This is a genomic window from Mesorhizobium sp. B2-6-2, assembly GCF_006440615.1.
Taxonomy (GTDB): Bacteria; Pseudomonadota; Alphaproteobacteria; order Rhizobiales; family Rhizobiaceae; genus Mesorhizobium.
The window spans coordinates 51,649-73,519 of record NZ_VFUG01000016.1; the positions used below are offsets into that span (position 1 = coordinate 51,649).

Sequence of the window (21,871 nt, forward strand, 5' to 3'; positions counted from 1 at the left end):
CGGCAAGGCGATCGCCGCTGATGCGCCGACGCGTGCGCACGGCCTGGCTGTTCCTCGCGCCGATGCTTCTCGTGCTCGCCGCCGTCGCCGGCTGGCCGTTCCTGCGCACGGTCTATTACGGTTTCACCGATGCTTCGCTGGCGGACCTCGACGCGCGGCAATGGGTGGGCTTCGACAATTACTTTTCAGTGCTGCGCCTGCCGAGCGGCCGCCTGCTCTATGACGGGTTGCTCGTCGATCCGGTCTGGTGGCGCGCGGTGTGGAACACGGTGCGCTTTGCCGTGGTTTCGGTGGCCTGCGAGACGGTGCTGGGCATGATCGTGGCGCTTGCGCTCAACACCGAATTCCCGGGACGCGGCATCGTGCGGGCCGCGATCCTCATTCCGTGGGCGATCCCGACCATCGTCTCGGCCAAGATGTGGCAGTGGATGCTCAACGACCAGTTCGGCATCATCAATGTCGCGCTTCTCAATCTCGGCCTGATCGACACCAAGATCGCCTGGACCGCCAATGCCGACACCGCGATGATCGCCGTGCTGATCGTCGACATCTGGAAGACGACGCCGTTCATGGCGCTGCTGATCCTGGCGGCCCTGCAGATGCTGCCGCGCGAGATCCTCGAGGTGGCGAAGCTCGACGGCGCCAACCCGTGGCAGATCTTCTGGCGGGTGACCTTGCCGCTGATCCGCCCGGCGGTGATGGTGGCGGTGATCTTCCGCGCGCTCGATGCGCTGCGCATCTTCGACCTGATCTACGTTCTGACGCCCAACAATGTGCAGACCAAGTCGATGTCGATCTTCGCGCGCGAGAACCTGTTCGAGTTCGACAAGTTTGCCTATGGCTCGGCGGCCTCGACGCTGCTTTTCCTGATCATCGGCCTGCTCACCATCGCCTATATCCGCATCGGCCGGCTGAGTTTCGACGGAGGGCGCTGATATGAAGATGCTGAAGCGCGCCGGCTTCTACTTGCTGCTCCTGGCGATCGTTTTCGTCGCGGTGTTTCCGTTCTACTACGCAATCGTCACCAGCCTGAAATCGGGAACAGAGCTGTTCCAAGCAGGCCTGTGGCCGCAATCGTTCAGCCTTGCCAATTACCGCAACGTGCTGACCGAAGGTCCCTTCCTGCGCAATCTCGTCAATTCGCTGATCGTCTCGGGCGCGGTCGTGGCGGTCTCGCTGCTGCTCGGCGTCACCGCGGCCTATGCGCTGGCGCGCATTCGTTTCCGCGGGCGCTCGGCGCTGATGCTGGCCATCCTGTCGGTCTCGATGTTTCCGCAGGTCGCGGCACTTGCCGGGCTGTTCGAGATCATACGGGCGCTGCATCTCTACAATTCGCTACTGGCGCTTATCCTGTCCTACGTGATCTTCACGCTGCCGTTCACGGTCTGGGTGCTCACCACTTTCGTGCGCGACCTGCCGGTCGAGATCGAGGAGGCGGCGATCCTCGACGGCGCCGGGCCCTGGACCATCCTCACGCGCATCTTCCTGCCGCTAATGTGGCCGGCGCTCGCCACCACCGGGCTGCTTGCCTTCATCAGCGCCTGGAACGAATTCCTGTTCGCGCTCACCTTCACCTCCACGAACACTCAGCGCACCGTGCCGGTGGCGATCGCGCTGCTGTCAGGCAACTCGCAGTTCGAGATTCCGTGGGGCAACATCATGGCCGCCTCGGTGATCGTCACTGTGCCGCTGGTGGTGCTGGTGCTCGTCTTCCAGCGCAGGATCGTGTCGGGTCTCACGGCTGGCGGCGTCAAAGGCTAGATGCGACGCGAAAAAGTGACCGGAAAGCGTGTGCCGAAATGTCGGATCAGGTCGCGGCGAGCCGTCCTTGGATCGTAGAGCAACCCGCGCCGGGACGCCGGCGCCAGGAGACGATCATGATCACCTTTCCCAATGAATCCGCCAAATATCGCACCGCGCGCGAAAAATTGCTGCGCAAGGAAATCGAGTTGCGCCGCGCCATGGAAGCGGTGGCGGAGGCAAGGCGCGCTTTGCCGCCGGGCGGTTTGGTGCCGCAGGACTATGTGTTCGACGCCCTGGACGACCAGGGCCAGCCGGCGAAAGTCAAGCTGTCGGACCTGTTCGCGCCGGGCAAGGATACGCTGATCCTCTATCAGATGATGTTCCCGCGCCATCCGCAGGAGACGCGCGAGGTGGCGGCGAGCGGCGAGACGGCGAAGCTTGCGCGGCAGGACCAGCCATGCCCGTCCTGCACGGCGCTGCTCGACCAGTTCGACGGCGCGATCGGCCATCTCGAAGCGGCGGGCTTCAACTTCGCCGTGGTGGCGAAGACCGCGCTCGACAATCTGACGGCGCTCGGCCGCGACCGCGGCTGGCGAAACATGCGGCTCGTCTCGTCGGCCGGCAACGCTTTCAAGCGCGACTACAACTCCGAAACCGCCGAGGGCGCGCAGATACCGTTGCTTTCGGTGTTCCACCGCGATGGTGACGGCATCCGGCATTTCTGGTCGTCGGAGCTCGACTTCGCGCCATCGGACCCGGGACAGGACCCGCGCGGCATCGGCACCTGCGAGATCCTGTGGAACCTGATGGATTTCACGCCCGAAGGCCGGCCGAACTGGCACGAGCAGCTGCAATATGCCGGGCACGCCGCCGGCGCGCACTGCCACTGATGGCGATGCGGGTGCCCGGCCCGCGCGCTTCTTTTCGAGGCAACCTCTTAGGCAACCCTGGGGCCGGTGCCGCGTTGGGGAAGGCGGAGGGGCTGTTTCGGATCGGAGATCGAGATGAAAACGCTGCTGCCCCTGGTCGCCGTCGCGCTTCTTGCCGGCGCGCCCGCCGCGTTCGCCCAGTCGGACAATTCAGACGCTGTGGGACCGATGGTGACCGAGAACAAGGTCGACACCCAGACCTTCGTCACCACCGTGCCGAATGCCAATATGTTCGAGATCCAGTCGAGCAAGCTGGCGCAAGAGAAGTCGGCGTCGGCCGACGTCAAGGCTTTCGCCGGTGAGATGATCAAGGATCACACCAAGGCCGGCGAGGAGTTCAAGGCCGCGCTGAGCCAAGGCCAGACGACCGCGTCGATCAAGCCCGCCGGCCCTGCGCTGCAGCCGAAGGAACAGCAGCTGCTCGGCGACTTGAAGGCTGCGAGCGGCAAGGAATTCGACGCCAAATACATCAAGATGCAGGCCGACGCGCATAAGGATGCGGTGGCGCTGTTTTCCACCTATGCCAATTCCGGCGACGACCCGGCGATGAAGGAATTCGCCAAGAAAACGCTGCCGGTGCTGAAGATGCACGAGAAGCACGTGAAGGAACTGGCGGTCGCGCATCAGTGAGGGGGCTTTCCTTCTCCCCTTGTGGGAGAAGGTGGCCGCGAAGCGGCCGGATGAGGGGTGCTCCAGCGGAGTGAGACGCTGGCAATAAGCCATACGGTCACGGTTGGAGCGGTTTTGCCAGGCTGGAGCACCCCTCATCCGTCTCGGCGCTATCGCGCCGATCCACCTTCTCCCACAAGGGGAGAAGGGAAGACTGGCGTTCCCTCGCCGCCGCGATAAGCTCCCCGCCAAAACAAAGGGAGGATCGCGATGGACAAGGAAGTCATCGAAGTACCCGTAATGTCGGCCAAGGTGCGCTCGCTCGGCCTGCCGTGCTCGACAGCGGTGCGGGCCAACGGCTTCGTCTTCATCTCGGCGACGCCGCCGGTCGACATGGTGACCGGCGAGATGGTGCGCGGCGATATCGAGACCCAGACGGAGGCGTCGCTGAAGGCGCTGAAACACTGCCTGGAAGCGGCCGGCACCTCGCTGGACAAGGTGGTGATGGTGCGCATCTACGCCGTCAATTCCGGCTTCTACAATGCAATAAACAGGGTGTATGCGCGGTATTTCAGCGTAAACCCGCCGGCGCGGAGCTTTGTGCCGGTGGCCTCATGGCCGATGGAGTTCGATATCGAGATCGAGTGCGTGGCGGTGGCTTGATGACCAGCGCTTCTCGCTTGAACTGATGCCGGTTGCTGACGAGGGAACACCGCTCAGAGCTAGCGACCGCTACGGCGTGTTTTTAGAAGGCGGCAATATCTGAACTGCCAAGGGGCTCTGCAGTTCGAACCGCTGTGTCTGAATGTCCTTCTTCTCTGCCTTAGCGAAGAACAAAGCGACTAAAACACAAGCGAGAATTGCAAACCCTCCATAATAGAATATTTGCAATCTTCGTGTAGAGTTTACCTTAAAACCGAACAGTTGAACCCCTTGGCTCACTTCGGATACTGTTGATCCGAGCTTTATCGACGGCAGGTCGTCGCCATAGAGTCTTTCGATTTCAGCCGCGTGATTCACTGCTCCCTTCAAGAGTACATGGTACCAATATCGATCCATGAAGTAGAATCCGGCCCAAGCACAGATGGCTGCAGCCACAAGTACCGTCCCCGCAGGAAAAACAATCCCCCATATCTCGCTCGTTAAGCCGAGCTGATATGTGAAGCTCATCGAGGCGATGAGTGCGCCTACCACCGTAATGGCAAAATTTCTAACCCTCATTTCAAGATCGTTAAAGTGCTGTTGGACGTCTACAGTTTTCTTCCATGCGTCAACAGCTAAGTTCAACTCGTCTTTGCGGGATAAAATCGTATTCTGCTCAACCTCCGCAAACGAAACGAAGTCGCAGTAAGCAAAAATTTCAGAGAAGCTTTCATTTAAGACAGCTGTTGGCTTGAAATCGGCGCCTTGTTGGATGATTGCGCGTTCCCGTTCGACATCGTCTTGAGTCCAGTGAGATACGCTTCTCAAAAGGTCGTATTCAGGCAGGCGCTGACTCTCCCCATACTTCGCGTGAATATCAAATATCCGTGCGTCTCTTGCCATTGCCACATCTTTGTAGATACTATCACCTACGTATGCGCATCTATCTGGCTGCGACCCGACTGACCTGATTATATCAAGTAAGACGCGAGGATTCGGCTTAAGCTCTCCAATTGGCGTATGCCTAGCCTCCGTTACTTGTAAATCATAAAAATCGTCAGGCAAGCTTCTGAGCTTCTCTATGGAAACTCCAACTGGAATATCATGATCCTGGGGACTAAAAAGTACGTCGATTACGCCGTCAAGGCCAACTCTTTTTAGTCTATACGCCGAATAGAAGGCCATAGACTCTGTATAAGCTACTATCTTGGTTCCAGAGTTTTTAATAGCCCACAGACTCCTAAAAACACTTGGGTATAGCTTGAGGCTTTTATCTCTAGCTTGTTGAGATATGCGTATGGATTCTTCAAACTTCTTTCTTATATCACCGCGCTGCCTTTCTTCTTGCAGGGCGTCTATTTCCTCAATTAAAAATGTGTATTCCGATGTTCGCCGTCGTTGATGTACGTCCCTAATTGATTTCTGAACATCCTCGACGCTCTTGCCGCTTGTCCTGATTATCTCTTCGTAGATAGGATTAAACGATGAATACCAGATTGCGAACCAGTCATAGATAGTGTTGTCGAGGTCAATAATAAGCGTATCGACGATTTTCCTCTTCAAAGCAGATCTCCCACCCAAGATGATTCGCTCACCCAAAATACTCCTGCAGCGGCCGAACCTCCAGGTTCCCCGCCCGCAGCGCCGCAATCGCCTCCGCCACGGCTGCGGCGCCCGACAACGTCGTGTAATACGGCACCTTCTGCATTAGCGTGGCGCGCCGCAGCGACTTCGAGTCCGATACCGCTTTCTGACCGTCCGTCGTGTTGAAGACGATCTGGACCTGGCGGTTGCGGATGGCGTCCTCGATGTGGGGGCGGCCTTCCAGCACCTTGTTGATCTTTTCGGCCGTCACGCCGTTCTCGGCGAGGAAACGGGCGGTGCCGGAGGTGGCGAGGACCTTGAAGCCCTGGCCGGCGAGGCGTTTCACGGCCGGCAGGATGCCCTTCTTGTCCTCGTCGCGCACGGACACGAAGAGCGTGCCGGAGCGTGGCAGGTCGACACCCGCTCCGAGCTGGCTCTTGGCGAAGGCCAGCGCAAAGTCGCGGTCGAGGCCCATGACCTCGCCGGTCGAGCGCATCTCCGGGCCGAGCAGGATGTCGACGCCGGGGAAACGGGCGAAGGGAAAGACGGCTTCCTTGACCGCGATGTGGCCAGGGTTGCGCGCGTCGGGCATGGCGCCGTAATGGGCGAAGGCGTTTTCCAGCGTCTCGCCGGCCATGATGCGCGCGGCTATCTTGGCGATCGGACGCCCGATGGTCTTGGCGACGAAGGGCACGGTGCGCGAGGCGCGGGGGTTCACCTCCAGCACATAGACCGTGCCGTCCTTGAGCGCATATTGCACGTTCATCAGGCCGCCGACATTGAGCGCGCGCGCCAAGGCCGCCGTCTGGCGCTCCAGCTCGTCGACGAGGTCGGAGGGCAGCGAGTGAACGGGGAGCGAGCAGGCGCTGTCGCCCGAATGGATCCCGGCCTCCTCGATATGCTCCAGGATGCCGGAGACGAAAGTATCCTTGCCGTCGCACAGGCAATCGACATCAACCTCGATGGCGCCGGAGAGATAGGTGTCGAACAGCAGCGGGTTCTTGCCCAGCAGCGTGTTGATCTGGCCGGTCTTGTCATTGGGGTATTTCTGCTTGATGTCCTCCGGCACAAGGCCGGGCACGGTGTCGAGCAGATAGGTCTGCAGCATGCTCTCGTCATGGATGATCTGCATGGCGCGGCCGCCGAGCACATAGGACGGGCGCACCACCAGCGGGAAGCCGAGCTCGCCGGCGACGAGGCGGGCCTGCTCGACCGAATAGGCGATGCCGTTCTTCGGCTGGCTGAGGTTGAGCTTATGCAAGAGCTTCTGGAAGCGGTCGCGGTCCTCCGCCAGGTCGATCATGTCGGGCGACGTGCCGAGGATCGGGATGCCGGCCTTCTCCAGCGCGTCGGCCAGCTTCAGCGGCGTCTGGCCGCCGAACTGGACGATGACGCCGACGAGCTCGCCGGACGCCTGCTCGGCGCGCAGGATCTCCAGCACGTCCTCCGCCGTCAGCGGATCGAAATAGAGCCGGTCGGAGGTGTCGTAGTCGGTCGAGACCGTCTCCGGGTTGCAGTTGACCATAATCGCTTCATAGCCGGCGTCGCGCAACGCGAAGGCAGCGTGGCAGCAGCAATAGTCGAACTCGATGCCCTGGCCAATGCGATTCGGGCCGCCGCCGAGGATCACGACCTTCTTGCGCGACGAGACACGCGCCTCGTTGGCGGGCTCGCCGACGAAGGGCACTTCATAGGTCGAGTACATATAGGCCGTCGGCGAGGCGAATTCGGCCGCGCAGGTGTCGATGCGCTTGTAGACCGGATGAACGTCAAGCTTTTCTCGAGCCTTCTGAATCGCTTCCGCGTCGGTCTTCGTCAGCGACGCGAGGCGGGCATCGGAAAAACCCATCGCCTTCAGCATGCGCAGATTGACGGCATCCTGCGGCAGGCCGTGCTCGCGGACGCGTTCCTCCATGGCGATGATGCCGGCGATCTGCTCGAGGAACCACGGGTCGATCTTGCACATGGCGTGCACGTCTTCCAGCGAGGTGCCCATGCGGATCGCCTGCGCCACCATGCGCAGCCGATCCGGCGTCGGCGTGCCGAGCGCGGCGCGGATCGCGTTTCGGTCGTCGGTGTGGCTGGCGGCGGTGCTCCCGTGGCCAAGGCCCGGAATCTCGATCTCATCCAATCCGGTGAGGCCGGTTTCCAGTCCGCGCAAAGCCTTCTGCAGCGATTCCTGAAAAGTGCGGCCGATGGCCATCACTTCGCCCACCGACTTCATGGCGGTGGTCAGCACCGGCTCGGCGCCGGGGAATTTCTCGAAGGCAAAGCGCGGGATCTTCGTCACCACATAGTCGATGGTCGGCTCGAACGAGGCGGGCGTCGCGCCGCCGGTGATGTCGTTCTCCAGCTCGTCCAGCGTGTAGCCGACGGCAAGCTTCGCCGCGACCTTGGCGATCGGGAAGCCGGTGGCCTTCGAGGCAAGCGCCGACGAGCGCGAGACGCGCGGGTTCATCTCGATGACCACCAGACGGCCGTCGGCCGGGTTGACGGCGAACTGCACGTTGGAGCCGCCGGTCTCGACGCCGATCTCGCGCAGCACCGCGATCGAGGCGTTGCGCATCATCTGATATTCCTTGTCAGTCAGCGTCAGCGCCGGCGCGACGGTGATGGAATCGCCGGTATGCACGCCCATCGGATCGAGGTTCTCGATCGAGCAGATGATAATGCAATTGTCCGCCCTGTCGCGGACGACCTCCATCTCATACTCCTTCCAGCCGAGCACGCTCTCCTCGATCAGCACCTCGGTGGTGGGCGAGGCATCGAGGCCCGACTGGACGATGTCGTAGAATTCGGCACGGTTGTAGGCGATGCCGCCGCCGGTGCCGCCCATGGTGAAGGAGGGGCGGATGATGGCGGGAAGGCCGACATGGTCGAGCGCCTGGGCGGCGATCGCCATGGCGTGGCTGATATAGCGCTGCTTGCGGTCGCCTTCGCCGAGGTTCCAGCGGGTTTCCAACGCATCGAGCGCGGCGTCGAGGTTTTCGGGATGTTCGGCCTTCAGCGCGGCGCGCTCGGCCTCATGCGTCTTGCGGTCGGCGTTCTTGACGTCGGTGGCGTTGGCCAGCATCGACTTCGGCGTCTCCAGCCCGATCTTGCTCATCGCCTCGCGAAACAGCGCGCGGTCCTCGGCCTTGTCGATGGCTGCCGCGTCGGCGCCGATCATCTCCACTTGATAGCGCTCGAGCACGCCCATGCGACGCAGCGACAGCGCGGTGTTGAGCGCGGTCTGGCCGCCCATGGTCGGCAGCAGCGCGTCTGGGCGCTCCTTGGCGATGATCTTGGCCACCACTTCGGGCGTGATCGGCTCGATATAAGTGGCGTCGGCCAGCTCCGGATCGGTCATGATGGTGGCCGGATTGGAGTTGACCAGGATGACGCGGAAGCCCTCTTCCTTCAGCGCCTTGCAGGCCTGGGTGCCGGAATAGTCGAACTCGCAAGCCTGGCCGATGACGATGGGGCCGGCCCCGATGATCAGGATCGACTTGATGTCGGTGCGTCTTGGCATGTCTACGGGTTCCGTTCGGCGAGCAGCTTGCACGAAAAACCGGGCGGGAAGGACCCGGCCGGTTGTGCTTGCGATTCTGGTATCAGGCTAGGAGGGCCTTATAGGGAAGAGTTTTGGCGGATGTAACCCCGAAAATGAGGGGAGTAGGGTGAAGGCAGTAGGCAGTAGCCAGCATGTGGGTTCGGAGCCTATTGCCTAATCCCTACTGCCTACTGCCTGTTCACCCAGCGCCACCTGATCCGTGATCTCGAAGCGTTCGGAAACGCCGATGCGGATCATGTTGAGGCTGCCTTCGCGGGTGAAGCGGAATTCGTCGGGGGAGTCGGAGCCGGCGGGCTTGCCGCCGTCGAAGGTGATGACGCGGCTGCCGCCGTCCGGCCAGGTCACAGTCACGGTGCTGTCGGCGCCTGTGCGCGCGACATTTATCTCGCAACGGGTCATTGGCTGGCCGACATGGCGAGCGCAGGGGATGCCGGCGTCCGGGGTGTCGGACCCGGCGCTGGCCGAGGCCGCGAAGGCGAGGGCGTAGGCATCCCGCATGGCGATTGCGCTGATATCGATTGCCGTTGGCGGAGCGGCCGGCTCGCTGCGGCCCAGGCGCGCCGCAATGTCCGGCTGCGGTTCTTCGGAAGACTCGGGCGCGTTGGCTTCCCGTGGCAGGTTTGCATCCGTCGCCGGCGCGGCGGCATCTTCAGGCGCCGGCGCAGGGTTGTTGGGGCTGAGATAGCGGGCGGGCGCCCAACCGACGATATGCGCGTCCTGCGTATCCTCGATCTTGCACCACGGATAGCCGTTGATGACGTTGCAGCCGAAATTCTTGACGGCCGTACCGTTGGGCAGCCGCGCCGCCACTTTTCCACTCGGCGAAGCGGTGACGCGGATGTTGAGGAGATCGTCCGGTGCCAGGCCGCCGATGATCGAAACGATCGGTCCCGGCGCATCCTGGGCTATGGCCGGCAGGGCCGCAAGCAGCGAGGGAACGGCGAAGAGTGCCTTCAGCGTCAGTCGGAGCGTAGTTTTGCGCTTCATCTTTGGCTGCATTTTTCCGAGTCGCGCCCAGGGCCAAAGCGAGCTCCGACCGCAAGGCGATGGGTTATAGTCGGCGAGACCGCGGGATGTCATGCTAAATTTACGCGAAGGCCGAGGGCACGCGCAGATCGTTCAGGCCGAAACCTCGATCTCGGACGTGCCGACCGCCGGCAGATCCTTGTCGCCGTCAGCCGCGGCGATCACGCTGTCGAGCAGGCCGGGAAAGCGCTTGTCGAGGTCGTCGCGGCGCAGCGTGATAAGCCGGCTGGTACCTGCCGCCTCGCTGCGGGTGACGCCCGCCTCGCGCAGCTTGGCGAGGTGGTAGCTGAGATTGGTCTTGGAGGCGAGGTCGAGGAACTTGCTGCAGTTCATCGGCACGCCTTCCTTGCGAGCCAGATAGCGGACAATAGCAAGCCGGGTCGGGTCGCCGAGCACGGCGAGCACGATCGGCAGGCTGATCTGGTCGGCGGTTGGATGGGGCAGGCTCATGGCCCAGAATTAAGCACAAACGGCACGAACTTCAACGCGGCTTCCTTTTCTACCGACAGACATTCGCCTCTTCCTTTCGGCCCGTCCTGACACAGGGCTGTCAGCAGGGTTCAGCTATTTTCTCCCGGCTCGGTTGACATCATGCCCTGTTATGTCCAATTGTTCAATAACCTTTGAACTAAGGACAGTTCCCCATGGACAAGCGGATCTTCTGGCTTGCGCTCGGATCGTTTGCGATCTCGACCGAAGGCTTCGTCATCTCCAGCCTTCTTCCCGACATCGCCACTGACGCCGGCATATCGGTGCCGCTCGCCGGCTCGCTGATCACCGCCTTCGCGCTCGCCTATGCGTTCGGCGCGCCGGTGCTGGCGACGCTGACCGGCGAATGGGATCGCCGGCGCGTCATCTTGTGGACGCTGGTGTTCTTCGTCCTTGGTAATGTTGCTGCCGCGCTCAGCTCGTCCTTCGAGGTGCTTTTGATCGCCCGCATCGTGATGGCGCTGTCGTCCGGCCTGTTCGCGGCGACCGCGCAGGGCACGGCGGTGGCGCTGGTCGACGACCACCACCGGGCGCGCGCCATCGCCGTCGTCGTCGGCGGTACCACTGTGGCGGTTGCCGTCGGCGCGCCGCTCGGCGCGCTGGTGGCGGCCATTGCCGGCTGGCGCGGCACTTTCTTCGCCATTGCCGGGCTCGGCGCGCTGGCCGGTGCGATCCTCTGGTACCGGTTGCCCCGCGGCATCATCGGCACCAAGCTGCCGCTGAGGGCGCGGCTGGCGGCGGCAGTGCGGCCCGGCGTTATGCCGATCCTGCTGACCACGGTGCTGGCGCTGATCGGAGCCTTCACCGTCTTTGCCTTCATCGCGCCCTTGGCCATCGAAGGCGGCGGGCTCTCTGCGATCGCGCTGCCGGGCATGCTGCTCGCCTTCGGCGTCGGCGCCGTCATCGGCAACATCGCCGGCGGGCAGGCCGCCGACCGCTTCGGCGCCACCCGAACCGTCGCCTGGTCGCTGGCGCTCTCCGCCGCGATGCTCGCCACCTTCTCGCTGATCCCGACCTTCCTGCCGCAATCGATCGCCGGGCCGGCGCTGATGGGTATGATGGTGCCGTGGGGCATTGTCGGCTGGGCCTTCCCGCCGGCGCAGGCGAGCCGCATCATAAAGATCGCGCCGGATGCCGCGCCCATCGTGCTGTCGCTCAACGCCTCGGCGCTTTATCTGGGCGTCGCCCTGGGCGCGGTGGTCGGCGCCGCGGTGCTGCGCTTCGGCGCGCCGGCCGATCTCGGCCTGATTGCGGCGGTGTTCCCGATCGTCGGCCTGGGCGTCGTGCTTGCCGGCCGGATGTTGGCCCGCCCCGTGGCGATGCCGGCGGAATAAAGCTGCCCATAGAGACTGATTGGCGGCCTGGCGCCAGAGATCGTTTCTTCGGCAAGGCCTGTTTTCCGGCAAGCCAGCGGCCGCATGCATTGTCTTATGTAGCGCCGGTCGACCCCCACTCCGTCTCGGCTTCGCCGAGCCACCTCTCCCCCGATCGACGGGTTAGAGGAAAGGCGCCAAGCTTTTTTCGTCAATGCCCGTCCAGCAACGCTCCCTTCCTTTCCCTCCGGAGTGGGAAAAGTGGCGCTGCGAAGCAGCGACGGATTGGGGGAACCACGTGGCAATCAGGCTTCGGCCTGATCAGTCACGCCAGTCATAGAAGATGTGCAGGAGCGTAGCCACCTTCGCGGGGCGAGGAACCAGCGTTTATACCGGTCGCCACATCTGCAGGATCGAGGCGGCCAGCAACAGGCCGAGCACCATATTGAGCGCGCGCCACTGGCGCTCCGTCTTGAGCAGACGGGCAAGCAGGGTTCCCGCCACGCACCACAGCGACAGCGAGAAAGCTGCCGTCAGCCCGAACACGGCGCCCAGCAGCAGCGCAAGCTGCAGCGGACCATCCGCCAGTGCCGCGAAGGATGCGGCGGCGCCGAGCCCCATCGCCCAGCCTTTCGGATTCCATCCACTGGATGCCGGCGCCGCCGAAAAAGCTGTTCGGCCTGGCCATGCTGATGTCGAGATTGGGCGGGCCGCTGCGGCCGATCTTGATCGCCAGCCAGATCAGATAGAGCGAGCCGGCGATCTTCATAGCAAGCTGCAGGGATGGCACGGCGGCGAGCAGGCCAGCCAAGCCCGCCGCGCCCGCGGCCGCCACGGTAGCCAGACCCGCGGCGCTCCCGGCCATCAGCGGCACCGACCGGCGAAAGCCGAATTGCGCGCCCGACGCGGTCGATAATGTCGTGGCGATGCCGGGCGTCGAGGTCGAGATCAGCGCGAACAGGACCAGCGGGATGATGGTGTCGGACATTCGGGCTTCCCAATCGAGGAGCTGGCATGCTTAGGCGCTTCGCGGCATCAGTAAATGCAATGTTTGATATGGTTTGCATTAGCGATTATAATTTCAGCCATGATCCGCGACCTCGACACGACCCTCATCCGCACCTTCGTCACCACCGCGGACAAGGCCAGCATGACGGCGGCCGCCAATGCGCTTCACCTGACGCAAGGCGCCGTCAGCCAGCAGGTCAAGCGGCTGGAGGAGCTGCTCGGCCAGAGCCTGTTCGAGCGCGACCGCCGCGGCCTCAAGCTGACGCGACCCGGCGAACGGCTGCTCGACAAAGCCCGCCGCCTGCTGCAGCTCAATGACGAGATCCTTGCCGAGATCAGGGGAAGGGCGGTTGCCGGGCAGGTGCGGATCGGCGTGCCTTACGATCTCGTCGGCACGCTGCTCGCGCCTGTGCTGAAAGCCTATGCGGAAGCCTATCCGCAGGTGGAGATTTCGCTGATCTGCGCGTCCTCGCCGGAACTCGCGGCGGCCCTGGCGGCGGGCACCATCGACCTTGCCGTCATCGAGGAGCGTGTCGGTCCGACCCTGGGCGAATGCCTGCTCGTCGACCGGCTGGTGTGGGTCGGCGCCAGAGGCGGGACGGCACGCCTGAAGCGGCCGCTGCCGGTTTCGATCGTCGCCGACACCTGCGCCTTCCGGCCGGCGGTGCTGTCAGCGCTCGGCGAGCAGGGGCTCGACTGGCGCACGGTGTTCGAGAACGGCAACATCGATGCCACGACCGCGACAGTGCGCTCGGACCTCGCGGTGACCGCGTGGCTTGCCTCGACGGTTCCGGCCGATCTCGACATCTTGTCAGACGCAAGCCTGCCGGCGCTGCCGAATTTCTCCGTCAACCTGCATCTGCCCAAACATGCCGCCCAGCCGGCGGCGCGAGAGTTTGCGGCACATATTCGCAAAGGCCTGGTTAGGCGGAGCGAGGCGGCCTGAAAGTCTCACTCCGCTGGAGCACCCGTCTCGGCGCTGTGCGCCAAGACGGATGTTCCAGCCGGCGACAACTTCCCCAAGTTCTACTTCCAGTTCTTGCGCCGTTCGAGCTCGGCTTCGGAAGGCTCCTGCTGGGCAAACGAGCCCGTACGGATTTCGCCTCCGCGCTCATAGGTCGCCATGATGACGCCGGTGGTGGAAGCCTGCGATTTGACCAGCTTGAACGCCGCCGGCATCGCGTCGTCGCCGAACAGCCGCTTGCCCTTGCCCAGCAGCAGCGGGAAGGTCATCAGCCGGATCTCGTCGATCAGCCCGTTGGCGAGCAGGGTCTGGATCAGATTGCCCGATCCCTGGATGAGCAGGTCGGGTCCATCTTCCTGCTTGAGCTCCTTGAGCCTTGCAACGACATCCGGTCCGAGCGCCTGCGTGTTCTGCCAGGTCAGCGTATCCGGCCGGTGCGTCGCCACATATTTAACCGCGGGGTTGAAGACAGCCGCGATCGGATCGTTCTGATAAGGCCAGTACGCGGCGAAGATGTCGTAGGTTCTGCGGCCGAGCAGCAGGTCGAACGGTTTGGAGAACATCTCCTCCATGGCCGCGCCTGCCACCTCGTCAAAATAATGGAAGGTCCAGCCGCCGAACTTGAAGCCGCCGGCCGGATCCTCTTCCGGCCCGCCCGGCGCCTGCATGACGCCGTCGAGGCTAACGAATGTGGCGGCGATGATCTTGCGCATCTGTCTTCTCCCTTTCACGATCCGCGCCGTCGCGGCCGGATTTCTGCCTAAAGCATTCGACGCAATTCCTGACGGAAAACCGCTTCGCACTTTTCCTGGAATTGCTCCAAGGACGAACGGCAAGGCTGCTCTCCGACACAGCCCCGCGAATTTCTAGCGCGTGTCGCCGGCGCGAATGGCGCGTGACGAGAACCAGACCTCACCGGAGACGGCGGTGGCGGTGCGGTCGGGCGCCTTGTCTTTCCTCAGCCAGATCGAGCGCGTGCGCGCGGCGCGCTCACGCGTCGGTATTTTCGCGCCCGGCCCGGCAACGGAGGCGCCGACACAAGGGATGAACCAGGAGCCCATGAAGGGCCGGCAGGCAAAGCCGTTTTCCAGGCGCATTACGACCACCGCGAGGCCGACGGTTTCGGAGGGACGCCAGGGAAAGATCATGCGGCCGCCGGGCTTCAGCGCTTTCAGCCAAGCGGCGGGCGGCGCGACGACGCCGGCATTGACATAGATGACATCGGAGGGCGGCAAAGGATTGGCGACGGCGTCGCCATGGATCACCTCGATGTTGGCGTACCGGGCGAGATTCGCCTTGGCGCGCGCGGCAAGGCCGGCCTCGATCTCGAAGGCGGTAACGCCGCCGCCCGGCTCGACCAGCCTCGCCAGCAGCGCCGTGTAATAGCCGGTGCCGGCGCCGACATGGGTAACGTGCTCGCCCGGCTTCGGCTCGACCTTGCCGAGCCACATCGCGTGCAGCATCGGTTCGCCATTGTTGATCCCCTTGTCGGCATCGAGCACGACGAGCACATTCTGGTAGATATAACCAGGATCGGCGCTCGGCGTCTGGAACCGGCCTTCGCCGGCAAAGACGGTCCATGGCCCTGGACCCAGGAAGGCCTCGCGCGGCACCGCGGCGAACGCCTCCTCGATGCGTGGGTCGGCCGACCGTGCGTGCGCAGCCATCAGCCTGGCGTAGAATCTGCGGGCTTCGTCCGGTTTGGCCATGGCGCGAAGATAGCGCGGCCGGCGCGAATGTCGCGGTCAGCCGGCGAAGGTGTCGTAGAGGAGCTTGAAGTTGAGAACGAGGATGACGGCGGCAACCACCCAGGCCAACGCCGCAACGCCGCGCGGTATGGCGAAATTGCCCATCTTCTTCTTGTCCGACACGAACTGCACCAGCGGCACCACCGCGAAGGGCAGCTGCATCGACAGGATCACCTGGCTGAACACAAGCAACTCGGCCGTTCCCTTCTCGCCATAAAGTGCCGTGACGACCACCACGGGGATGATGGCAATGCCGCGCGTCACCAGGCGCCGCGCCCATTGCGGGATGCGCAGGCGCAGGAAGCCTTCCATCACGATCTGGCCGGCGAGCGTCGCGGTGACGGTCGAGTTGAGGCCGGAGGCAAGCAGCGCGACGGCGAACAGGATCGAGGCGATGCCGAGGCCGAGCAGCGGCGAGAGCAGCTCGAAGGCCTGGCCGATCTCGGCGACGTGGTGATGGCCGGTATCGTGGAAGGCGACCGCCGCGACGATCAGGATCGACGCATTGACGAACAGCGCCAGGATCAGCGCGATGGTCGAATCCGTCGTCGCCCATTTGATGGCGTCGCGCTTGCCGGCATCGGTGCGCTCATAGGCGCGGGTCTGCACGATCGAGGAATGCAGATAGAGATTATGCGGCATGACTGTCGCGCCGATGATGCCAATGGCGATGTAGAGCATCGCCGGATTGGTGACGATCTCGGGCGAGGGCACGAACATCGAATGCAGGATCGTGCCGGCGGGCGGCGCGGCGACGAAGATCTGGATGGCAAAGCAGCCGAAGATGATGATCAGCAGCGCGACGACGAAGGCCTCGAGATAGCGGAAGCCCTTGTTCATCAGCAGCAGCACAAGGAAAGCATCGAGCGCGGTGAGGATGGCGCCGCCGATCAGCGGGATGCCGAACAGAAGCTGCAGCGCGATCGCCGTGCCGATCACCTCGGCGAGGTCGCAGGCGATGATGGCCAGCTCGCAGGCGATCCAGAGCAGCAGATTGACCGGGCGCGGATAATAGGCGCGGCAGGCCTGGGCGAGGTCGCGGCCGGTGGCGATGCCGAGACGCGCGGCAAGCGCCTGCAGCAGGATCGCCATCAGGTTCGACAGCATGATGATGAAAAGCAGCGTGTAGCCGAACTGGGCGCCACCGGCGAGGTCGGTCGCCCAGTTGCCTGGGTCCATGTAGCCGACAGAGACCATGTAGCCCGGCCCCATGAAGGCGAACAGGCGGCGGAACCAGGCGCCGGTCCGCGGCACCGCGATCGAGGCGTTCACCTCGCGCAGGCTCGGCTGCTCGTCGTCGGGCCTGTCGAATCGCCATGCGGGTCGGGCTACGGTTGCTGCATCGGCATTAGACATGGGATTTCCGCTGGAATTGTCGAATATGCCTCTTATCTACGCCATGGCTCAACATTATGCAATATGCTATATTTCATTGATCATGCTTTCGTGATGAGCCGAGACAAGGCTGGCGGCGGGCTGCCGCAAACGCCGGTTGCGCATGAGCGGGAATGCAAATAAACGGCCGGACCATTGGGGGTTCGTGTTATGGATGCGGTCCCGATTCAAGGAGGAGCGCGGATTGGCGCTGAGGAACAAACCGGTTCGACGCGAAGAGCCGCTTCCCGATGCCGAAATCCATTCGGAGGGTTTCCGGCAGACGCGCGAGGCGCGCCGTAGCGCGCTGGTCGAGGACTATGTCGAGCTGATCGCCGACCTGATCGAGGATGGCAATGAAGCGCGGCAGGTGGATATCGCGGCAAGGCTCGGCGTTGCGCAGCCGACGGTGGCAAAGATGCTGACCAGGCTGTGCGCCGACGGACTGGTGTCGCGAAAGCCCTATCGGGGTGTGTTTCTGACCGAGGCCGGCCGCAAGGTCGCCGAGGAAAGCCGGATCCGGCACCAGACGGTCGAGGCCTTCCTGCGCTCTCTCGGCGTCAGCGCCGAGACGGCGCGCATCGACGCCGAGGGCATCGAGCACCATGTCAGCGCCGAAACGCTGGAAGCTTTCCGCCGGGCGATGACCTCCGCTCGTTGAGCTCGGGCTCGATACGAGAATAGCGCGGCAGGACGCAAAGTGTCGGTACCGACCTCGCGAAAAATACTGACTTGACGTATTCGTTGCGATAATTGTCTGCAGGGGGCGGTGGCATGCCGGTCCCTCCAGGACATTCGTGTCGCGAGGAGTTGCCATGCTTTGGAGAGGCCGTCGTCAGAGCGACAACATCGAAGACGAACGCAGCGACAGCGGCGGGGGGCCTGGCGGCGGATTGGGCGGCGGTGGCCAGTTCCGCATCCCCATCGGCGGCCGCACCGGAGGCGGCGGCAGCATCATCCTGGTTATCCTTGTCGTGCTCGCAGGATGGTATTTCGGCTTCGATCCATCGCAGATCCTGGGTGACGGCAGCGGGGGCCTGGTGCCGGGAGGCGGCGGCCAGATCTCCGACACACAGGACAATGGCAACGCCCCCGCCAATGACGAGATGAAGCAGTTCGTCGCGACCGTGCTTGCCGATACCGAGGACACCTGGACCGGCATTTTCAAATCCCAGGGCCTGACTTACGAGGATCCCAAGCTGGTGCTGTTCAGTGGCCAGGTCCGTTCGGCCTGTGGTTTCGCCTCGGCGGCGGCCGGGCCGTTCTACTGCCCAGGCGATCGCAAGGTCTATCTCGACATGACCTTCTTCCAGCAGCTCGACCAGCAGTTCGGCGCGTCCGGCGAATTCGCCCGTGCCTATGTGGTGGCGCATGAGGTCGGCCACCATGTGCAGAACCTCACCGGCATCATGGGCAAGTTCAACCAGATGCGGCAAGGCATGAGCGAGGCCGACGCCAACCAGCTGTCGGTGCGCATCGAGCTTCAGGCCGATTGCTTCGCTGGTGTCTGGGCACATTACACGCAGCAGAAGGGCATCCTGGAGCAGGGCGATATCGAAAGCGCGCTGAACGCGGCCAAGCAGATCGGCGACGACACGCTGCAGAAGAAGATGCAGGGCTATGTCGTGCCGGAAAGTTTCAACCACGGCACCTCGCAGCAGCGGCAGACGTGGCTGGCGCGTGGCATCAAGAGCGGCAAGCTGTCCGATTGCAACACGATGAGCGGTCCGATCTGACGCGGCCCTGCCGCTTCTTTGCGGCGAGGATCGGCGATCAAAGGCGGCTGGCAAGTGATGTCAGGATGAGGCAATTGCCTTCGTTCGCGTATTGTTCCTGTCGGCGACGTCGCCTATAAGATGCCTCCCGCCTTCGCCCCGGGCGGCCTGAGGAGATTATCACCATGATCGACCCCAAAACCGCCAGGCGGGGCCTTGCGCTCGTTTTCACCACGCTGCTGCTCGACATCATCGGCTTCGGCATCATCATGCCTGTGCTGCCGGCCTATCTGGAGGAACTGAGCGGCGTCAGCGTCAGCCAGGCCGCGATCGAGGGCGGCTGGCTGTTCTTCGTCTATGCGGCGATGCAGTTTGTCTTCGCGCCGATCATGGGCGGCTTAAGCGACCGCTTCGGCCGCCGGCCGATCCTGCTTGCCTCGGTGCTGACCTTTTCCATCGACAACCTGATCTGCGCCATCGCCTGGTCCTATCCGATGCTGTTCATCGGCCGCGTGCTCGCCGGTATTTCCGGCGCCAGCTATTCGACGACATCCGCCTTCATCGCCGATATCTCGAACGACGAGAACCGGGCGAAGAATTTCGGCCTGCTCGGCATCGCCTTCGGCGTCGGCTTCGTCATCGGCCCGGTGCTGGGCGGTCTGCTCGGCACGTTCGGGCCGCGCGTGCCGTTCTATTTCGCCGCAGCACTTGCCTTCGTGAATTTCCTGATCGCGATGTTCCTGCTGCCGGAGACGCTGGACGAAAAGCACCGCCGGCCCTTCGAATGGAAGCGCGCCAATCCGGTCGGCACGCTCATGCAGATGCGCAATTATCCGGGCATCGGCTGGATCGGGCTGGTGTTCTTCCTGGTGACGCTCGGCCATATGATGTATCCGGCGGTCTGGGCGTTCGTCTCCAACTACCGCTATGGCTGGAACCAGCAGCAGATCGGCTTCTCGCTCGGCGCCTTCGGCCTGTGCGGGGCGATCATCATGGCGACGGTGCTGCCGCGGATTATTCCCAAGCTCGGCGAGTGGAGGACGGCGGCGATCGGCCTGACTTTCACCGCGCTCAGCGCCTTCGGCTATGCGTTTTCAACGCAAGGCTGGATGATCTATGCGGTCATCGTGGCCGGTTGCCTGGAGGCGCTGGCCGATCCGCCGCTCAGGAGCCTCGCCGCCGCCAAGGTGCCGCCCTCGGCGCAGGGCGAATTGCAGGGCGCGATGACCTCGATCTTCTCGATCACCTCGATCATCACGCCGCTGCTCTACACCGCGATATTTTCCTGGTTCACGGGCCCGACCGCGCCAGTCGTGTTCGGCGGCGCGCCCTATGTGCTCGGCGCAATTTTCCTGACGCTGGCGGTGATCGTCTTCGTGACGAAAGTTGCCAAGCCGACGCCGAAGGAAGTCGAGCGCATGCACACGCAGGAACCGGTGACGGACGCCGCCTGAGGAAGACTAAGGCTCGATCCATTCTCCGGGGATATCGAGCGCCTTCGCCAGCATTGCGCTGGTCTGCTCAGACGGCTTGCGGCGATTGGATTCGAGGTCCGACAGGAAACCCTGGCTGACACCGATCGCCGCGGCCAGCTCGGCTTGGGTAAGCTTTCGCCAGTTGCGCAGGGCCTTTAGTCGATTGGAGCCGCGCAAGACATTCATGGTCACGTCCGCCGGCAGCGCCCTTTCGGTGTTGAGATCGGCTTTGCGCTCATCATAAATGGCGACATCCGCAGCATCTTCGAGAGCCTCCTCGGCGGCATGCAGCAACGCCTCGTAGTCCGCCTTGGGGATCACGACCAGTTCCTCGCCGGTTGAGGTTTTGATGATTTGCGGGGCATTCGGAGTGTGTCAACGTTCGGCCAGCGCTTCCTCGCCGCGGCGTTCGCGGACGAGGTTGACGAAGCGCCGGAACAGGTAATGCGAATCCTGCGGGCCGGGCGAGGCTTCGGGATGGTGCTGGACCGAGAACACTGGACGGCCGGTCAGCGCGATGCCGCAATTCGAGCCGTCGAAGAGCGAGACGTGGGTTTCCTCGACGCCTTCGGGCAGCGAGTCGGCGTCAACGGCGAAACCGTGGTTCATCGAGACGATCTCGACCTTGCCGGTGGTATGGTCCTTGACCGGATGGTTGGCGCCGTGATGGCCCTGGTGCATCTTCTCGGTCCTGCCGCCGAGCGCCAGAGCCAGCATCTGATGGCCGAGGCAGATGCCGAACACCGGGATGTCGGTCTTCAAGAGGTCCTGGATCACCGGCACGGCATATTCGCCGGTCGCTTCCGGATCGCCGGGGCCGTTCGACAGGAAGATGCCGTCCGGCTGCATGGCCATAATCTCCTCGGCGCCGGTCTTGGCCGGCACGACGGTGACCTTGGCGCCGAGGCCCGCAAGCAGGCGCAGGATGTTGCGCTTGACGCCATAGTCGACGGCCACGACGTGCATGGAAGGCTCGCCCAGCTCGCCATAACCCTCGTTCCAGATCCAGGGCGTCTCGCGCCAGACCGAAGACTGGCCCGACGTGACCTCCTTGGCGAGATCGAGGCCGATCAGACCCGACCAGGCCGCGGCCTGCCGCTTCAGGTCCTCGATGTCGAAGACGCCGTCGGGCGCATGCGCGATGACGGCATTGGGCATGCCCTTCTCGCGGATCAGCACAGTCAGCGCGCGGGTGTCGATGCCGGACAGCGCGACGATGCCGCGCCGCTTCAGCCACTGGTCGAGATGGCCGGCGGCGCGATAGTTCGACGGGTCGGTGACGTTGGCCTTGAAGATGGCGCCGACAGCGCCCGCGCGGGCGGCTGGATGCAAATCCTCGATGTCCTCGTCATTGGTGCCGACATTGCCGATATGGGGGAAGGTGAAGGTGACGATCTGGCCGGCGTAGGACGGATCGGTGAGGATTTCTTCATAGCCGGTCAGCGCGGTGTTGAAGCACACTTCCGCAACTGCCGATCCCGTGGCGCCAAGGCCGCGGCCTTCGATCACCGTGCCGTCGGCGAGAACCAGAAGGGCGGTCTGCTTTTCGGTTGCCCACGGGGCGGTGGTCGTGGCCATGGCGGCACTCCTGTCAGGCGCGGCAATCGGTCGGGAGGACCATTTGCGCAGCAAGGCGCGAAGCTGGATTGCCCGGCTCCCACGCGTCAACTCATTGTCTCATGCAGGACCGAGTACATAG

19 protein-coding genes and 1 pseudogene are annotated in these 21,871 nt (G+C 63.4%); 10 read left to right on the forward strand and 10 right to left on the reverse strand.

All coding sequences use genetic code 11. The features are described 5' to 3' along the window. The first annotated feature begins 20 nt into the window (after positions 1 to 20). The 5 genes from FJ419_RS24295 to FJ419_RS24315 all read left to right on the forward strand — a co-directional run bounded on the left by FJ419_RS24295 (position 21) and on the right by FJ419_RS24315 (position 3,944). Positions 21 to 935: a sugar ABC transporter permease gene (locus tag FJ419_RS24295; protein WP_095766598.1), complete on the forward strand. Its 915-nt coding sequence runs from the start codon at positions 21 to 23 to the stop codon at positions 933 to 935. Between the two features lies 1 nt (position 936). Next, on the forward strand, positions 937 to 1,761 hold the full coding sequence (locus FJ419_RS24300; protein ID WP_140699069.1) for a carbohydrate ABC transporter permease: 825 nt from the start codon (positions 937 to 939) through the stop codon (positions 1,759 to 1,761). A gap of 116 nt (positions 1,762 to 1,877) precedes the next feature. After that, a complete protein-coding gene (locus tag FJ419_RS24305) occupies positions 1,878 to 2,633 on the forward strand; it encodes a DUF899 family protein (protein ID WP_140699072.1) in 756 nt (251 codons plus the stop codon). A 114-nt stretch (positions 2,634 to 2,747) separates the two neighbouring features. Beyond that, entirely contained in the window at positions 2,748 to 3,302 is a 555-nt protein-coding gene (locus tag FJ419_RS24310) for a DUF4142 domain-containing protein (RefSeq protein WP_140699075.1), read from the forward strand. Between the two features lie 249 nt (positions 3,303 to 3,551). Beyond that, positions 3,552 to 3,944 carry a RidA family protein gene (locus FJ419_RS24315; protein WP_140699078.1) on the forward strand — a complete coding sequence of 131 codons (393 nt, stop codon included), beginning with the start codon at positions 3,552 to 3,554 and terminating at the stop codon, positions 3,942 to 3,944. Positions 3,945 to 4,013: 69 nt separating this feature from the next. Here FJ419_RS24315 and FJ419_RS24320 read toward each other — a convergent pair whose 3' ends face one another. From FJ419_RS24320 to FJ419_RS24335, 4 genes are all read right to left on the reverse strand, one after another. Beyond that, positions 4,014 to 5,486 carry an HAD family hydrolase gene (locus tag FJ419_RS24320; protein WP_140699081.1) on the reverse strand — a complete coding sequence of 491 codons (1,473 nt, stop codon included), beginning with the start codon at positions 5,484 to 5,486 and terminating at the stop codon, positions 4,014 to 4,016. Positions 5,487 to 5,514: 28 nt separating this feature from the next. Beyond that, on the reverse strand, positions 5,515 to 9,018 hold the full coding sequence (gene carB / locus FJ419_RS24325) for a carbamoyl-phosphate synthase large subunit (RefSeq protein WP_140699084.1): 3,504 nt from the start codon (positions 9,016 to 9,018) through the stop codon (positions 5,515 to 5,517). 195 nt (positions 9,019 to 9,213) lie between these two features. Further along, a complete protein-coding gene (locus FJ419_RS24330) occupies positions 9,214 to 10,047 on the reverse strand; it encodes an SH3 domain-containing protein (RefSeq protein WP_140699087.1) in 834 nt (277 codons plus the stop codon). Between the two features lie 132 nt (positions 10,048 to 10,179). Next, entirely contained in the window at positions 10,180 to 10,536 is a 357-nt protein-coding gene (locus FJ419_RS24335) for a helix-turn-helix transcriptional regulator (protein ID WP_140541455.1), read from the reverse strand. Between the two features lie 194 nt (positions 10,537 to 10,730). Between FJ419_RS24335 and FJ419_RS24340 the strand changes: the two genes are divergently transcribed. Next, positions 10,731 to 11,909 carry an MFS transporter gene (locus FJ419_RS24340; RefSeq protein WP_140699090.1) on the forward strand — a complete coding sequence of 393 codons (1,179 nt, stop codon included), beginning with the start codon at positions 10,731 to 10,733 and terminating at the stop codon, positions 11,907 to 11,909. A gap of 366 nt (positions 11,910 to 12,275) precedes the next feature. On the opposite strand, the pseudogene FJ419_RS24345 reads toward FJ419_RS24340, so the two are convergent. Then, positions 12,276 to 12,876, reverse strand: a pseudogene (locus FJ419_RS24345) (LysE family translocator). Between the two features lie 99 nt (positions 12,877 to 12,975). On the opposite strand from FJ419_RS24345, the gene FJ419_RS24350 reads away from it, so the two are divergent. Then, entirely contained in the window at positions 12,976 to 13,842 is an 867-nt protein-coding gene (locus FJ419_RS24350) for a LysR substrate-binding domain-containing protein (RefSeq protein ID WP_140699093.1), read from the forward strand. A gap of 80 nt (positions 13,843 to 13,922) precedes the next feature. On the opposite strand, the gene FJ419_RS24355 is transcribed toward FJ419_RS24350, so the two are convergent. The 3 genes from FJ419_RS24355 to FJ419_RS24365 all read right to left on the reverse strand — a co-directional run bounded on the left by FJ419_RS24355 (position 13,923) and on the right by FJ419_RS24365 (position 16,964). After that, positions 13,923 to 14,573, reverse strand: a complete 651-nt coding sequence (locus FJ419_RS24355) for a dihydrofolate reductase family protein (protein ID WP_140699096.1) — start codon at positions 14,571 to 14,573, stop codon at positions 13,923 to 13,925. A gap of 153 nt (positions 14,574 to 14,726) precedes the next feature. Then, positions 14,727 to 15,569: a protein-L-isoaspartate O-methyltransferase gene (locus tag FJ419_RS24360; RefSeq protein ID WP_140699099.1), complete on the reverse strand. Its 843-nt coding sequence runs from the start codon at positions 15,567 to 15,569 to the stop codon at positions 14,727 to 14,729. Positions 15,570 to 15,605: 36 nt separating this feature from the next. Then, a complete protein-coding gene (locus tag FJ419_RS24365) occupies positions 15,606 to 16,964 on the reverse strand; it encodes an Nramp family divalent metal transporter (RefSeq protein ID WP_140699102.1) in 1,359 nt (452 codons plus the stop codon). A gap of 223 nt (positions 16,965 to 17,187) precedes the next feature. Between FJ419_RS24365 and mntR the strand changes: the two genes are divergently transcribed. The 3 genes from mntR to FJ419_RS24380 all read left to right on the forward strand — a co-directional run bounded on the left by mntR (position 17,188) and on the right by FJ419_RS24380 (position 20,151). Then, complete coding sequence (gene mntR, locus FJ419_RS24370) at positions 17,188 to 17,643, forward strand: manganese-binding transcriptional regulator MntR (protein ID WP_140541448.1); 456 nt, start codon at positions 17,188 to 17,190, stop codon at positions 17,641 to 17,643. 154 nt (positions 17,644 to 17,797) lie between these two features. Beyond that, the gene (locus FJ419_RS24375) at positions 17,798 to 18,718 is read left to right on the forward strand and encodes a neutral zinc metallopeptidase (protein WP_140699109.1); all 921 of its coding nucleotides are present in this window, start codon (positions 17,798 to 17,800) and stop codon (positions 18,716 to 18,718) included. A 164-nt stretch (positions 18,719 to 18,882) separates the two neighbouring features. Next, positions 18,883 to 20,151 carry a TCR/Tet family MFS transporter gene (locus tag FJ419_RS24380; RefSeq protein WP_140699114.1) on the forward strand — a complete coding sequence of 423 codons (1,269 nt, stop codon included), beginning with the start codon at positions 18,883 to 18,885 and terminating at the stop codon, positions 20,149 to 20,151. A gap of 6 nt (positions 20,152 to 20,157) precedes the next feature. Here FJ419_RS24380 and FJ419_RS24385 read toward each other — a convergent pair whose 3' ends face one another. Beyond that, on the reverse strand, positions 20,158 to 20,493 hold the full coding sequence (locus FJ419_RS24385; protein ID WP_246679336.1) for a helix-turn-helix transcriptional regulator: 336 nt from the start codon (positions 20,491 to 20,493) through the stop codon (positions 20,158 to 20,160). A gap of 54 nt (positions 20,494 to 20,547) precedes the next feature. After that, positions 20,548 to 21,750: a glutamine-hydrolyzing carbamoyl-phosphate synthase small subunit gene (carA, locus tag FJ419_RS24390; protein ID WP_140699123.1), complete on the reverse strand. Its 1,203-nt coding sequence runs from the start codon at positions 21,748 to 21,750 to the stop codon at positions 20,548 to 20,550. Positions 21,751 to 21,871: the final 121 nt, after the last annotated feature.

Excerpts from the sequence above, each read along its gene's own strand:
- FJ419_RS24335 (WP_140541455.1), bottom strand. The coding sequence starts at position 10,536 with ATGAGCCTGCCCCATCCAACCGCCGACCAGATCAGCCTGCCGATCGTG.
- FJ419_RS24355 (WP_140699096.1), bottom strand. The coding sequence starts at position 14,573 with ATGCGCAAGATCATCGCCGCCACATTCGTTAGCCTCGACGGCGTCATG.
- FJ419_RS24330 (WP_140699087.1), bottom strand. The coding sequence starts at position 10,047 with ATGAAGCGCAAAACTACGCTCCGACTGACGCTGAAGGCACTCTTCGCC.
- carB (WP_140699084.1), bottom strand. The coding sequence starts at position 9,018 with ATGCCAAGACGCACCGACATCAAGTCGATCCTGATCATCGGGGCCGGC.
- FJ419_RS24375 (WP_140699109.1), top strand. The coding sequence starts at position 17,798 with ATGCTTTGGAGAGGCCGTCGTCAGAGCGACAACATCGAAGACGAACGC.
- carA (WP_140699123.1), bottom strand. The coding sequence starts at position 21,750 with ATGGCCACGACCACCGCCCCGTGGGCAACCGAAAAGCAGACCGCCCTT.
- FJ419_RS24310 (WP_140699075.1), top strand. The coding sequence starts at position 2,748 with ATGAAAACGCTGCTGCCCCTGGTCGCCGTCGCGCTTCTTGCCGGCGCG.
- FJ419_RS24350 (WP_140699093.1), top strand. The coding sequence starts at position 12,976 with ATGATCCGCGACCTCGACACGACCCTCATCCGCACCTTCGTCACCACC.
- FJ419_RS24365 (WP_140699102.1), bottom strand. The coding sequence starts at position 16,964 with ATGTCTAATGCCGATGCAGCAACCGTAGCCCGACCCGCATGGCGATTC.
- FJ419_RS24315 (WP_140699078.1), top strand. The coding sequence starts at position 3,552 with ATGGACAAGGAAGTCATCGAAGTACCCGTAATGTCGGCCAAGGTGCGC.
- FJ419_RS24300 (WP_140699069.1), top strand. The coding sequence starts at position 937 with ATGAAGATGCTGAAGCGCGCCGGCTTCTACTTGCTGCTCCTGGCGATC.
- FJ419_RS24295 (WP_095766598.1), top strand. The coding sequence starts at position 21 with ATGCGCCGACGCGTGCGCACGGCCTGGCTGTTCCTCGCGCCGATGCTT.
- FJ419_RS24360 (WP_140699099.1), bottom strand. The coding sequence starts at position 15,569 with ATGGCCAAACCGGACGAAGCCCGCAGATTCTACGCCAGGCTGATGGCT.
- FJ419_RS24340 (WP_140699090.1), top strand. The coding sequence starts at position 10,731 with ATGGACAAGCGGATCTTCTGGCTTGCGCTCGGATCGTTTGCGATCTCG.
- FJ419_RS24380 (WP_140699114.1), top strand. The coding sequence starts at position 18,883 with ATGATCGACCCCAAAACCGCCAGGCGGGGCCTTGCGCTCGTTTTCACC.
- FJ419_RS24305 (WP_140699072.1), top strand. The coding sequence starts at position 1,878 with ATGATCACCTTTCCCAATGAATCCGCCAAATATCGCACCGCGCGCGAA.